This window comes from Streptomyces sp. Y309 (assembly GCF_056712025.1).
The window spans coordinates 1,987,624-2,000,484 of sequence record NZ_CM160048.1; the positions used below are offsets into that span (position 1 = coordinate 1,987,624).

Below are 12,861 nucleotides of genomic sequence, written 5' to 3' on the forward strand. Positions count from 1 at the left end.
GCTCCCCTCGTCACACCTCGGGTCATTTCTCGGGTCATTTCTCGGGGCGCACCTCGGGTCGTAGCCGGGGCGCGCCTCGGGTCATATCTCGAAAAGAACAGGGCCGTCGGTCCCCGTGCCAGGGCTGTCAGCCACGTCGTCGTCCGGCCGTGGGCGCCCTTGCTGCTCCGCCCTCGTTGCCCGGCCCGCTTCCAGGGCCTCGGCCTGCTCCGCCACGGTCCGCAGTTCGAACAGCTGGCCGACCCGCAGCACGCCGGGCCAGACGCCCTCCATCCGCACGTGCAGCTCCACCACCCGCCGGGAGTTGCCGCCCACCTGGAAGAACACGTCGTCGAGCCCGAAGTCGTCGTGCTGGAGCACCGCCGCCCAGATCTCGGCCAGCGACCGCTGAACCGGTGTCCACCGCTGCCGCCCTTCGGCGGCGGCACCCGCCAGGGGGTCGGTCAGCAAGGCGCGGAGCGCCGCCTCGTCCACCTTGCCGCTCGGCGCCAACGGGAACGCCCCGAGCGCGATGAGACGTTCCGGCACGGCCTGGGCGACCAGGCGCTCCGCGCAGTACGTCAGCAGCTCCCTGGTGCCGGGCAACACGGTGGCCGCCTCGGCCGGTGCCCAGAACGCGGCGAGGGTGGTCTCCCCGTGCTCGCTGGGCACGCCGAGCACCACCGCCTGGCTCACGGCGGGATGGCTCTCCAGTACGGACTCGACGGCACGGCGCTCGATGCGCGCCCCTCTGACCTTCATCTGGCCGTCGGCCCGGCCGCGGAACTCCACTTCCCCGTCACTGTTGACCAGCGCCAGGTCACCGGTGCGGTACATGCGCTCCCCCGGCTGTCCGGTGAACAGGTCGGCGACGAACCGCTCCGCGGTCTGTGCGGGGCGCGCCGCATATCCGGCGGCCACGTGTGGGCCGCCGATGTACAACTCGCCCACGCGGCCCGGCACAACAGGCATCAGGCGCTCGTCCAGCACGTACGCCGTGCAGGCACCGAAGGGTCGGCCGATCGGCACTACCGACCCGGCAGCCTCCCGAACGGGGTGCGCCAGACTGATCACGGTGGTCTCCGTGGGGCCGTACACATTCCTCAGGTCGACCCCGGGGAGCACCTCGCGGTGGCGTTCGGCCAGGGGGACCGGCAGGGCCTCGCCCCCGAGGACGACAAGGCGCAGGTGCGCGCCGAACGACGCCATCCCGGGCAGCATGAGCCGGTAGAACGACGGTGTGGCCGCCAGGTGCGTGGCCCGCCAGGTGCGGGCCAGGCGGGCCGCGGCGTCCGCGTCGGACAGCTCGTCCTCGCCGGGCAGTACGGCTGTTCCGCCAAGAGTCAGGGGCCGCAGGGTGAAGTACAGCGATCCGTCCCATGTGAGCCGCATCGCGGAGAACGCGACCAGGTGTGACTCGTCGTAGGGGTAGTCCCAGAATTCGAGCAGCGCGGCCAGGTTGTCCACCGTGATGACCACGGCCTTCGGAACGCCCGTCGATCCCGAGGTGGTGATCACATATGCCGGTGCGTTGCCCGGCACGGAGACCACGTCATCCGCAGGCGGGCCGGCCGGTCGCGGCCCACCCTGTTCCAGCAGCACCGGAGCGGCCCCACGGGCGCGGGCGCCGAGCGCCGCGACCGCGTCGGCCGAGGTCGCCGGGTCGGCGGGATCGAAGACGACGGCCCCGCAGTCGACGTCGTCGAGCAGTGCGCGCAGCAGCTCCACCGGATGCCCGGGATTCACCACGCACCAGGCCGCACCGATCCGTGCCGCCGCGACCATGCCCACCACGACTTCCACGGTCTGTCGCTGGTACAGCACGGCGGTCCGGCCCGGCCGGACGCCGGCGGCCGTCAGGCGTGCGGCGAGCGCGGCGCTTGCTTCGTCCAGCTCCCGATAGGTCAGTGCCCGCGGACCGACCACGATCGCTGTGCGGTCGGGCACCCGCGTGAAGTGCCGTACGACCGCGGACAGCGCTCTGTGCCCGGTAGGCGTCCTTGTCACCCGAGTCACCCCCTACCTCCTCGACGACAGTGCCGTGCTGTGCGCTTCGGCTCGGGTGGTCCAGCACGCCCGGGTGCCGCCGTCCTCGGCCATGGCGAGGCGGCCGGGGTCAACGGACCACGTCCCCGGCTCGTTCTTCTTGTTCTCCGAGACGGCGCAGCAGCCAGGTGCTCCATGCCGCGACGGGGCTGCTGTTCATCACCAGGCAGTGCTCGCCGGGGGCTTGGGTGGCCGCGGCGTCCGTCATGTTGATCAGGACGTCCACGGACCCGAGGTGTCCGTAGGCCGCCAGGTTGCGCCGGCAGACGGGATGTATCTCCGTGTCCAGCGCCTCCTCCCAGAAGGCGAACGCCCCGGCGGCCAGGTTCTGGGTCAGATGGGTGCCGATCCGCTCCTGGCCGAGTCCGTTGCGGGCCAGCAACTCCGCGTTGAGGGCGGCGAAGCGCTTCCGGCTCTCCACGGCGAGCCGGAACGAGTACGTCGGCTCGTCCGCGCACTCCTCGGCCCAGTCGGGCTCGGGGATGTGGCGGTAGTCGATGAAGAACAGGTCGGCGTACTTGCCGTCGCTCAGCACGGTCTGGTCGACGAGTTCATGGGTACCGGTGCCCGACGTGGTGAGGAGGACCGCGCCTGCTCCGTCGCCGAGCAGGGTCATCGGCGGACGGTACCTGTTGGGGGTCGGGGTCCGCGCCGCGGCCACGACCAGGACGTTGCGACAGCGCGGGTCCCCGCGCAGCAGGGCGGAACCGAGGGCGAAGGCAGCCGAGACCGAGACGCAGCCGAGGTCACCGACCGCGGTCGTGAACGCCCGGTGCGCGCCGAGCCGGTGCTGGAGGCGGGTCGCCTCCGAGGCCAGGAGATACTCCGGGACACGGCCCTGCACCAGCAGCAGCGCGTCGAGATCGGCGGCGTCGAGCCCCGCGCGGCTCAGCGCGATCCGGGCCGCGTGCTCCGCCATGTCCACCTCGGACGCCTCGCCGGCGTCCCGGACGGTGTCGACGCCGAGCCCCAGCGCGTGTTCACGCCGCGCCGCCGGAAGCTTGTCCAGCTCCGGCAGCGCGGTGACGGCGATCTCCCCCTCCGGGAACCAGGTGGCGACAGGGCCGATGACAATGCGCCGTTGCGTGCTCACCGTGACAGCCTCCTTGCGGACGGCCCCAGCAGCCGGCTGCCGTGGGAGGCCTCGGCGACCTCGTCCGCTCCCTCGATGGTTTGCATGACCTTGGCGTGCCTCAAGAACCGGTCGGCCCTGCTGCTCTGCGCTCAGCCTCCGCCCGTTCAACTCCTGCGCCTGCCACGGCCTTTGTACGCAGCCGACGCACCGAACGAGCACGCAGGGACCAACCCCTCGGCCAACGGCCCAGGGACGCGGAGGGCTCCGCTGATCGTCCACCTTCACGAACGTGGATCAGCCGGTCAAGACCACTAGGTGCCGGGTGCGGGCAAGTGGTTGTCCAACTTGTGGTGTCCTTCCGAGCCGTGTCCTTCCGACAGGACACGGCGGGGAGGGAGGCATCAATCCACGGAGACGTCGCCGGCGCCGTCGAGGACCTCACCAGCGCACCGGCCTTCGCCACAGCCCTCGCCGACGCGGCGACGGAACTGACAACGGCAGGCATCCCGCTCAACTCCCCACTCGGCGACCACCAGTTCGTCGTACGGAACGGAAAGCGGCTGCCGATGCACGGCGGCACGGAGTCACTCGGCGTCTGGAACAAGATCGAGCCCCAGTGGAACGCACAAGGCGGCGGCTACACGGAAATCGCCCACGGCTCCAGCCACATCCAGGCCGTCGCCTGGAACAACTCCCCCTGCCCCAAGGCCCGCACCCTCCTGACCTACTCCCAGCCCTCGAACCCGAAATCACCGCACTACAGCGACCAGACACGGCTGTACGCCGATGAGCGCTGGGTGACGTCACGCTTCTGCGAGAAGGACATCCGCAAGGCACCCGGCCTGAAGGTGGTGAAGGTGCACCAGCACTGAGGCCTAGGGGTTCGGCCCTTCGGAGTCCGCCAGTTCAGCGATCACCTCGGCGTGGCACGGTTCGGGGACGCACCAGCAGCCGAGGCGGCGGCCCCGGAGGCTCGGGAGGAGTTTCAGGAGGTCGGGGCGGGCGAGGAGGTAGGCGCGGTACTTGGCCACGACTTCTTCGCGGGTGCCGTCGGGGCCGGGGCGGAAGGGGCTGGCCAGCGGGGAGCCCTTCAGGTGCCAGCCGCCTCTGTGCATCGCCCGGCCCACGTAGACGACATCCTCGTACTCGGGGTCGTCTCGGTGGCCTTTCAGGTTGACGACCGTTGTGCGGGTCATGGCCTTGCTTCTCTCCGGGGTGCTTCTGTATGCGCTGCGCAGACCGGTCTTTATCGTGTCATTTGTCGGAGGGAATCGCCGCATGAGATGCGGGCGGCCGGGCCGATAGTGGGCGGGTGGCTCACACTGCGCGCTCCCGTCCCTCCCAGTACGGCTCCCGGAGCCGGCGCTTGTACAGCTTGCCGTTGGGGTCGCGGGGCATCGACGCGATGAAGTCCACGCTTCTGGGGCGCTTGTAGCCCGCGAGGTGGTGTTCGCAGTGGCGCAGGATGTCCGCGGCCAGCGCGTCGTCCGGGCGGTGGCCGTCGGCGGGCTCGACTACGGCCTTGACCTGCTCTCCCCAGTCGTCGTGCGGGATGCCGAAGACCGCGGCGTCGGCGACCGCGGGGTGGGTGAGCAGGGCGGACTCGATCTCGGCCGGGTAAATGTTGACGCCGCCCGAGATGATCATGTCGATCTTGCGGTCGCGCAGGAAGAGATAGCCGTCCTCGTCGAGCAGCCCCAGGTCACCGACCGTGAAGAAGTCGCCTATGCGGTTCTTCTTCGTCTTCGTCTCGTCCTTGTGGTACGAGAAGCCGCCGGTGGACATCTTCATGTAGACGGTGCCGAGTTCACCGGGCGGCAGCCGCCTGCCGTCGTCGTCGAAGACCGCCAACTCGCTGATGGGCCACGCCTTTCCGACCGTTCCCGGCTTCTTCAGCCAGTCCCGCGCGGTGGCGAAGGCACCCCCGCCCTCGCTGGCCGCGTAGTACTCCTCGACGCACTCGCCCCACCACTCGATCATCGCCCGCTTCACATGGTCGGGACAGGGCGCCGCCCCGTGGATGGCGTGCCGCATCGACGACACGTCGTACGCCGCCCGGGTCTCCTCCGGCAGCGCGAGCAGGCGGTGGAACTGGGTCGGGACCATGTGGGTGTGCGTGCACTTGTACGTGTCGATGAGGCGGAGCATCTCCTCCGGCGTCCACTTGTCCATCAGGACCAAGGGGTGGCCGATGTGCAGGGCCGCGCCCGCGAATTGGAGCACGGCCGTGTGGTACAGCGGCGAGCACACCAGATGCACGTTGTCGTCGAACGGCTTGATGCCGAAGATGCCGAGGAAGCCGCCCAGGTAGGACTCCTCGGGCGGCTTGCCGGGCAGGGGGCGGCGGATGCCCCGGGGGCGTCCGGTCGTGCCGGACGTGTAGTTCATGACCCACCCGAGGGTGCGGTCCGTCGGCACCGACTCGGGCTGCCCGTCGAGGAGTTGGGCATAGGGGACGAATCCGGGTACGTCACCGACGGCGTAGCGGTGCGTCGGCGGGACCTTCGCCTCGTCGGCCGCCGCGGTCGCCGCGTCCGCGAACCGCTCGTGCGCGACGAGCACCTTCGCACCCGAGTCCGCGACGATCCAGGCGATCTCCGGGCCCACCAGGTGGTGGTTGACCGGGACGAGATAGAACCCGGCCTGCGCGGCCGCGAGGTACGCGGTGAGGAACTCCACGCCGTTGGGCAGCACGACGGCGAACGCGTCGCCGCGCTCGAGGCCCGCGGCACGCATCCCGTGCACGAGCTGGTTGACGGCGCCGTGCAGCCGCCCCGCCGTCCACTCCTCGCCGCCGGGCGCGACGAGGACGGTGCGGCTCGGGTCGACGCCTGCCTGGGCCCAGAATCCGTTGGGCGGGGTACTCATCGGGCCTCCTCAGCCTCGTCCTGCGATGCGGTCGAGCCGGGCGACGGCGCGCTCGAAGCCGCGGGTCAGGTCGTCGAACACGGCCTGGACGGTGCGTTCGCTGGTCATCCGGCCCACGATCTGCCCGACGGGCGTACCGAGCAGCGGCTCCACCTCGTACTTCTGGATGCGCGACACGGCCTCGGCGACAAGCAGCCCCTGCAGCGGCATGGGCAGCGGTCCCGGCCCTTGCGGGTCGTCCCACGCGTCGGTCCACTCCGTACGCAGCTGGCGTGCGGGCTTGCCCGTCAGCGCGCGCGAGCGGACCGTGTCGCCAGAGCCCGCCGCGAGCAACTTCCGCGTCAGCGCCGGGGAGTGGAGGTCGGCCTCCGTCACCGTGAGCCACACCGAGCCGAGCCACACGCCCTGCGCGCCGAGGGCGAGCGCCGCCGCGACCTGCTCGCCGCTGCCGATGCCGCCGGCGGCGAGGACCGGCAACGGCGCGACGGCCTCCGTGACTTCGGGCGTGAGCACCATGGACGCGATCTCGCCGGTGTGGCCGCCCGCCTCGTAGCCCTGCGCGACGACGATGTCGATGCCGGCGTCCGCGTGCTTGCGGGCGTGCCGGGCGCTGCCCGCGAGGGCCGCGACGAGCACGCCCTGCTCGTGGGCGCGGGCGATGACGTCGGCGGGCGGTGAACCGAGCGCGTTGGCGAGCAGTTTGATGGGGTAGTCGAAGGCGACGTCGAGCTGTCCGCGAGCCACCTGCTCCATCCAGCCGGTGATGCGCCAGCCGGACGCCTCGCCGTCGGCGAGCCCAGGCACGCCGTGCTTGGCGAGGGTCTCCTCGACGAACTGCCGGTGCGCCGCGGGGATCATCGCCTCCACGTCGGCCTCGGTCAGGGTCTTGTTCCCGGGGGCCTCGACCTTCTTCGCGGGCATCACGACGTCGAGGCCGTACGGGCGGCCGTCCACGTGCTCCTGCACCCAGTCGAGGTCGCGCGCGAGGTCGTCGGGCGCGGTGTAGCGGACCGCGCCGAGCACACCGAACCCGCCCGCCCTGCTGATGGCGGCGGCCACGGCGGGGAACGGCGTGAAGCCGAAGACGGCGTGCTCGACTCCGAGTTGCTTGCTCAGCTCCGTCTGCATGGGCGCAGGATGCCGCAGCGGCGCGGACGAGGGAAGAGGATTCTGATGCAGCGTCAGATTCTTTACGTGAGCCCCGGGTCGATCGTCGGCCGTCTGACCGATCGGTCAGACAACTGACCGATCGGTTAAAGTGACCTAGCGCCGGGGAGAAGCCCCGAGGCAGAGGGGACATGGCGAGCATGGGGGACATGGCGGACGTGACGGGCAAGGAACGTACGACGTGTTGCGTGGTGGGCGGCGGACCGGCGGGCATGATGCTCGGGCTGCTGCTCGCGAGAGCCGGGGTCGAGGTCACCGTCCTGGAGAAGCACGGGGACTTCCTGCGCGACTTCCGCGGCGACACCGTGCACCCGTCCACCCTGCGGCTCCTCGACGAGCTGGGCCTGGGCGAGCGGTTCGCCCGGCTGCCCGCGCACCGGCTGACGGAGATGCGGATGCACATCGAGGGCACGACGTTCGTGGCGGCCGACCTCAGCCGCGTGCCCGGCCGCCACAAGTACATCGCGATGGTCCCGCAGTGGGACTTCCTCGACCTGCTCGCGACAGCGGCGGCCGAGGAGCCGTCGTTCACGCTGCGGATGCGGACGGCGGTGACGGGGCTGCGTACGGACGCGGCGGGCCGGGTCACCGGCGTGACGTACACGGACGAGCACGGCACGCCGGGCGAACTGGCCGCCGATCTCACCGTCGCCTGCGACGGCCGGGACTCCGTGGTCCGCGCGGCGGCCGGTCTCACCCCCAAGTCCTTCGAGGTGCCGATGGACGTCTGGCAGGTCCGGGTGCCCGCGCCGGACGACCACCGCAAGCGCGGCCGGGTGTTCCTGAGCGTCCGCGACGGCCAGGTCGCCGCCACGATGGACCGCGGCGACTACTACCAGACCTCCTACCTCATCGCGAAGGGCGCGGACGCGCGGCTGCGGGCCCACGGCATCGAGTGGTTCCGCGAGCGCCTCGGCGCACTGCTCGACTGGGACCGCGAGGCGCTGCGCACGATCGAGTCCTGGGACGACGTGAAGCTCCTCGACGTCACCATGGGCCGCCTGCCGCGCTGGTACCGCGACGGCCTGCTGTGCATCGGCGACGCCGCCCACACCATGTCGCCGGTCGGCGGCGTCGGCGTCAACCTCGCCGTGCAGGACGCCTGCGCGGCGGCCCGCCACCTCGCCGCCCCGCTGCGGCGCGGCCGCGTCGGGACGGCCGAGCTGCGGCGGGTGCAGCGGCGGCGCGAGTTCCCGGCAGCGGTGACGCAGCGGTCCCAACTGGCCGAGCACGAGGCGCTGTTGCGGCCCGCGCTGGCGGGCGAGCTGCGGCCGGGCCGGCTGCCGATGCCGTTCCGGCTGCTGCGGAAGCTGCCGGTGCTGCGGATGGTGGCGGGGTACGTGGGCGGGGTGGGGGTGCGGCCGGAGCACGCGCCGGGGTTCGCGCGACGGGCTTCCGGAGGCGTCGGTTAGGCGCGGCCCAGCCACTCCAGCGCCGCCGCCGTCATCGCCGTCACGCCGGTCGTGATGGCCGGTTCGGCGACGGGTGCGAAGCGGGGCGAGTGGTTGGAGGGGATGTCGCGGTGCACGGTGCCCGCGTCCGACGCGGCGGCGTACGTCTCGGGGTCGCAGCCCCCGAACAGCCAGTAGCAGAGCGGCGCCTTGGCCGCCGTACCGATGATCCCCACGTCCTCGCTGCCGGTGACAGGACCCGGGTCGGTCACCTTGCCGTCGCCGAGGACCGCGCCGACCGCCGCCATGGTGCGGGCCACGGCCGCCTCCTCGTTGACGAGCACGGGGAACGCGTCGAGCGTCGTGAACTCCGGCTCGCGCTCGGCGCCCGCCACCCGCGCCTCGCCGCGCACGATCCGCTCGACCGCGGCGAGCATCCTGGCCCGTACGTCGTCCTTGTACGAGCGGATGCTCAGCCGCAGCTCGGCCTCGTCCGGGATGATGTTGTCCACCGTGCCCGCCCGCAGCGAGCCGACGGTGAGCACGGCCGTCTCCCCCGCTGGGATTTCCCGCGAGACGACGGTCTGCAGCCGCATCACCGTCGCGGCGGCCATCACCACGGGATCGACGGACGTCTCCGGCCGGGAGCCGTGCGCGCCCTTGCCGTACATGACGACCTTGAGCGAGTCGGTGGCCGCGAACGCCGCTCCCGCGTGACAGGCGACCATGCCGGCGGGCATCGGTGCGACGTGCTGGCCGAGCACCACGTCGGGCGTCCCGAACCGCTCGAAGAGGCCGTCGTCCACCATGGCCCGCGCGCCCTCGCCGGTCTCCTCGGCGGGCTGGAAGGCGGCGACGATCCGCCCGCGCCAGCCGTCGCGCGCGTCCGCGAGCAGCTTCAGGGCGCCGAGGAGGCAGGTGACGTGCAGGTCGTGGCCGCAGGCGTGCATGACGCCCTCGGTGCGGGAGGCGTAGGGCAGGCCGGTGCGTTCGACGACGGGCAGCGCGTCGAAGTCGGCGCGCAGCAGCACGGTGGGGCCTTCGCCGTTGTCGAGGACGGCCACGACGCCCGTACGGCCGACGCCGGGCGTGACGTCGTACCCGTACGCCTCGGCCCGGCGGGCGATCTCCGCGGCGGTGCGGTGCTCGGCGAAGGACAGCTCCGGGTGGGCGTGCAGGTCCTGATAGAGGCCGGTGAGTTCGCCGAGGGCGGCGTCGAGCCCGGCGAGGGCGGCGGCGACCGACGGGTCTGACGGGTTGGACGAGGGCTGGGGAACGCCCATGGGAGGCTCCTTCGGCACGCGGTGCGGGTGGCACGCGGCGGCCGGGACGGCCCACTGCGTGTACCCCACAACAGCTGCCCACGCCCCCTGGGACACACACCTGTTCCCGCCCCTACCGAGTCGTCTGCTAGCAGGCGCGCAGCCACGCGTCGAGCGTGGCGAAGTCGGCGTCCGTGAGGCCCCGGCGGGGGTCGACGCGGTGCAGCAGGGCACGCCCCGGGTGGTGCGCCGCGACCCACAGCCGGTCGGCGTCGGTGATCTCGTCGTCGACCCAGGCGAAGGGCCGTCCGGCCGCCCAGTCGACGAGCGTACGGGTCTTCCAGTGCAGCCCGTCCCACGCGTCCGCCGCGGACGGACCGGGCCAGGCCACCACGGGCAGCGGCGGCAGCCCGAGCCACGGGGCGACGCAGTCGTTCGCGTCGTCGCCCCACGTCGTCGCCCACACGAGCGCGCAGGGCAGCGCGGCGAGGCGGGCTCCGTGGGCGGGGTCGATCCGAGCCAGCAGCGGATGCCCCGCGACGCCTCCCGGGACGGCGCCCACCGCCCGGTACGTCGGGTACCTGCCCCCGGGAAGCTCGCTCGCCGCCGCCCCGAACGGGATCAGCGGCCCGTCCACGTCGAGGAACAGCAGCGGACGCGGGGCCGGGTCGGAAAGGAGACGCGGGACCGGGTCAGGAATCGGACGCCCCGATCGCGTTCAGCGTGAACCGCTCCAGCTCGTCCGCCGCCGCGTCCAGGTCGTGTTCCGGGTGGGCCAGCCAGTGGCTGATGACGCCGTCGATGGCGCCGCCGATGGCGAGGGAGACGGTGACGGGGTCGAACGGGCGGAAGCGGCCCGCCTGTTGGCCCGCGGTCAGGAGGTCGGCGAGGGTCGCGAGGCGGTCTGCGGTGTCGTGGCTGCCCGGGGTCTTGAGGCGGGTGCCGCCGTGGTCGTCCAGGAGCATCTCCGTGATGACGCGGACGTGCCGGCGGTGTGCCTGCTGGTAGCCGATCATGGCGCGGACGTAGGCGATGACGGCGTCGCGCGGGTCCGACGCGGCCGCGACGCGTTCGGCGACGTACGCGGTGAACTCCCCGAGGACGTGGTCCAGGGTCGCGCGGGTGAGGTTGTCCTTGGACGAGAAGTGGTAGAGGACGGCCGCCTTGGACAGGCCGGCCTGCTCCGCGATGGCGGACAGGGACGTCGCGGGATAGCCCTTGGTGGAGATCAGCTCGATCGTGCAGTCGATGAGCTGCCGGCGGCGGGCCTGCTCGGTGAAGGTCGGGGGGCCTGATTCCTTGTCGCCGCGACCGCCGCGACCGCCGCGTCGGGAAGCCATGGTGAGCACCTCTCGTCTCCGTCACTCACGCGTGAGGCCTTCCTCGCGCACCGAACGGTGTACGACCGTACACCAGCGCGTTCCGCCCGCGTCCGGCGCTCACTGTCCCAGGACGGCCATCGCCGCGTTGTGCCCGGGGATGCCGCTGACCCCGCCGCCGCGCAGCGCGCCCGCACCGCACAGGTGGATGTTCGGGTGCCGGGTCTCCACGCCCCAACGACCCGTGCCCGCCGGGGAGTTCTCGTCCGCGTACGGGAACGACAGGTCGCCGTGGAAGATGTTGCCGGCGGGCAGGCGCAGGTCGCGCTCCAGGTCGAGCGGGGTCTTCGCCTCGATGCACGGCCGCCCGTCCGCGTCGGTGGCGAGGCAGTCGGCGATCGGTTGGGCCAGGTGCGCGTCCAGTTGGGCGAGGGCCGAGGCCAGGAGTTCGGCGCGCACCGTGTCATTGGTGGCGTCGGTGAACAGGCGGGCGGGCGTGTGCAGGCCGAAGAGGGTCAGGGTGTGGCAGCCGCGGTCGATCAGGTCCTGGCCGAGGAGGGTCGGGTCCGTCAGGGAGTGGCAGTAGATCTCGGATGGCGGGGCCGCGGGCAGCCCGCCCGCCGCCGCCTGCGTGTAGGCCCGCGCCAGCTCCTCGTACCCCTCCGCGATGTGGAAGGTCCCGGCGAAGGCTTCGTGCGGGTCGACGGCCGGGTCACGCAGGGCGGGCAGCCGCTCCAGGAGCATGTTCACCTTGAGCTGGGCCCCCTCGGCCCGGGGCGGCGGCGCGTCGCCGGTCAGGGCGGCGAGCTCCCGCGGCGAGGCGCCCACCAGGACGTGCCGGGCCGCGACCGTGCCGTCGCCGTCCTCGGTCCGGTACGTCACCTCGGCGCGCCGCCCGTCGGTCTCGACGCGGGTCACCTCGTGGCCGGTGCGCAGCTCGGCGCCGGCCGCGCGGGCGGCGTCGGTGAGGGCGCGGGTCAGGGCGCCCATGCCGCCGACGGGGACGTTCCAGTCGCCGGTGCCGCCGCCGATCACGTGGTAGAGGAAGCAGCGGTTCTGCCGCAGCGACGGGTCGTGGGCGTCGCTGAACGTGCCGATCAGCGCGTCCGTGAGGACCACGCCGCGCACCAGGTCGTCCGCGAACCGTGCCTCGACGGCCTTGCCGATGGGCTCCTCGAAGAGCGCCCGCCACGCCGTGTCGTCATCGACGCGGCGGCGCAGTTCCGCCTTGTCCGGCAGGGGTTCCGTGAGCGTCGGGAACACCCTCTTGGCCACGTGCGCCGTGAGCGCGTAGAAGTCCCGCCACGCCTCGTACTCACGGTCGTCGCCGGTGAGCCGGGCGAACGACTCCCGCGTGCGGGCCTCGCCGCCGCCCACCAGGAGCCCGACGGGCCGCCCTTCGCGGACCGTCGGGGTGTACGACGACACCGTGCGCGTACGAACCCGGAAGTCCAGGTCCAGATCCCGCACGATCTTCCGCGGCAGGAGACTCACCAGGTACGAGTACCGGGAGAGGCGGGCGTCCACACCGGGGAACGGGCGCGTCGACACGGTGGCTCCGCCGGGCTCCTTCAGCCGCTCCAGGAGCAGCACCGACTGCCCTGCCCGGGCCAGATAGGCGGCCGCCACCAGGGCGTTGTGACCGCCGCCGACTACCACGACGTCGTAGCTGGATCGCATGATCCTTGGTAGCACGGAATCGGGCGGGTGTGCGGGCGCGTACGCCGGCTTCCTGACCGCCGGACCGGCGACTC

10 protein-coding genes and 1 pseudogene are annotated in these 12,861 nt (G+C 72.2%); 2 read left to right on the forward strand and 9 right to left on the reverse strand.

Annotation, left to right across the window (positions count from 1 at the left end; translation table 11 throughout):
* Positions 1–81: 81 nt before the first annotated feature.
* Positions 82–1,986, reverse strand: a complete 1,905-nt coding sequence (locus tag AC0KTA_RS07215; RefSeq protein ID WP_481054275.1) for a non-ribosomal peptide synthetase — start codon at positions 1,984–1,986, stop codon at positions 82–84.
* Positions 1,987–2,095: 109 nt separating this feature from the next.
* Positions 2,096–3,118, reverse strand: a complete 1,023-nt coding sequence (locus tag AC0KTA_RS07220) for a 3-oxoacyl-ACP synthase (RefSeq protein ID WP_481054276.1) — start codon at positions 3,116–3,118, stop codon at positions 2,096–2,098.
* Between the two features lie 422 nt (positions 3,119–3,540).
* Here AC0KTA_RS07220 and AC0KTA_RS07225 point away from each other — a divergent pair.
* Positions 3,541–3,972, forward strand: a pseudogene (locus AC0KTA_RS07225) (penicillin acylase family protein); the annotation flags it as partial.
* Positions 3,973–3,975: 3 nt separating this feature from the next.
* Here the strand turns inward: AC0KTA_RS07225 and AC0KTA_RS07230 are convergent.
* The 3 genes from AC0KTA_RS07230 to AC0KTA_RS07240 form a co-directional block, all read right to left on the reverse strand.
* Positions 3,976–4,296 (reverse strand): DUF4326 domain-containing protein, encoded by a 321-nt coding sequence (locus AC0KTA_RS07230; protein ID WP_481054277.1) that lies wholly within the window; start codon positions 4,294–4,296, stop codon positions 3,976–3,978.
* A 121-nt stretch (positions 4,297–4,417) separates the two neighbouring features.
* Positions 4,418–5,968 carry an acyl-CoA synthetase gene (locus tag AC0KTA_RS07235; RefSeq protein ID WP_481054278.1) on the reverse strand — a complete coding sequence of 517 codons (1,551 nt, stop codon included), beginning with the start codon at positions 5,966–5,968 and terminating at the stop codon, positions 4,418–4,420.
* A 9-nt stretch (positions 5,969–5,977) separates the two neighbouring features.
* On the reverse strand, positions 5,978–7,096 hold the full coding sequence (locus AC0KTA_RS07240; protein ID WP_481054279.1) for an NAD(P)H-dependent flavin oxidoreductase: 1,119 nt from the start codon (positions 7,094–7,096) through the stop codon (positions 5,978–5,980).
* Between the two features lie 188 nt (positions 7,097–7,284).
* Between AC0KTA_RS07240 and AC0KTA_RS07245 the strand changes: the two genes are divergently transcribed.
* Positions 7,285–8,547, forward strand: a complete 1,263-nt coding sequence (locus AC0KTA_RS07245; RefSeq protein WP_481054280.1) for an FAD-dependent oxidoreductase — start codon at positions 7,285–7,287, stop codon at positions 8,545–8,547.
* Here AC0KTA_RS07245 and AC0KTA_RS07250 read toward each other — a convergent pair.
* From AC0KTA_RS07250 to AC0KTA_RS07265, 4 genes are all read right to left on the reverse strand, one after another.
* Positions 8,544–9,809 carry an amidohydrolase gene (locus AC0KTA_RS07250; protein WP_481054281.1) on the reverse strand — a complete coding sequence of 422 codons (1,266 nt, stop codon included), beginning with the start codon at positions 9,807–9,809 and terminating at the stop codon, positions 8,544–8,546. The two genes, AC0KTA_RS07245 and AC0KTA_RS07250, sit on opposite strands and share 4 nt — an antisense overlap.
* 127 nt (positions 9,810–9,936) lie before the next feature.
* On the reverse strand, positions 9,937–10,488 hold the full coding sequence (locus AC0KTA_RS07255) for an HAD domain-containing protein (RefSeq protein ID WP_481056341.1): 552 nt from the start codon (positions 10,486–10,488) through the stop codon (positions 9,937–9,939).
* Complete coding sequence (locus tag AC0KTA_RS07260) at positions 10,481–11,128, reverse strand: TetR/AcrR family transcriptional regulator (protein ID WP_481054282.1); 648 nt, start codon at positions 11,126–11,128, stop codon at positions 10,481–10,483. Before AC0KTA_RS07260 ends, AC0KTA_RS07255 begins: the two co-directional genes overlap by 8 nt.
* Positions 11,129–11,227: 99 nt before the next feature.
* Positions 11,228–12,787, reverse strand: a complete 1,560-nt coding sequence (locus AC0KTA_RS07265) for a phytoene desaturase family protein (RefSeq protein ID WP_481054283.1) — start codon at positions 12,785–12,787, stop codon at positions 11,228–11,230.
* Positions 12,788–12,861 lie beyond the last annotated feature (74 nt).

Coding starts and splice junctions, on each gene's coding strand:
- AC0KTA_RS07240 (WP_481054279.1), bottom strand. CDS start 7,096: ATGCAGACGGAGCTGAGCAAGCAACTCGGAGTCGAGCACGCCGTCTTC.
- AC0KTA_RS07260 (WP_481054282.1), bottom strand. CDS start 11,128: ATGGCTTCCCGACGCGGCGGTCGCGGCGGTCGCGGCGACAAGGAATCA.
- AC0KTA_RS07230 (WP_481054277.1), bottom strand. CDS start 4,296: ATGACCCGCACAACGGTCGTCAACCTGAAAGGCCACCGAGACGACCCC.
- AC0KTA_RS07245 (WP_481054280.1), top strand. CDS start 7,285: ATGGCGGACGTGACGGGCAAGGAACGTACGACGTGTTGCGTGGTGGGC.
- AC0KTA_RS07250 (WP_481054281.1), bottom strand. CDS start 9,809: ATGGGCGTTCCCCAGCCCTCGTCCAACCCGTCAGACCCGTCGGTCGCC.
- AC0KTA_RS07235 (WP_481054278.1), bottom strand. CDS start 5,968: ATGAGTACCCCGCCCAACGGATTCTGGGCCCAGGCAGGCGTCGACCCG.
- AC0KTA_RS07265 (WP_481054283.1), bottom strand. CDS start 12,787: ATGCGATCCAGCTACGACGTCGTGGTAGTCGGCGGCGGTCACAACGCC.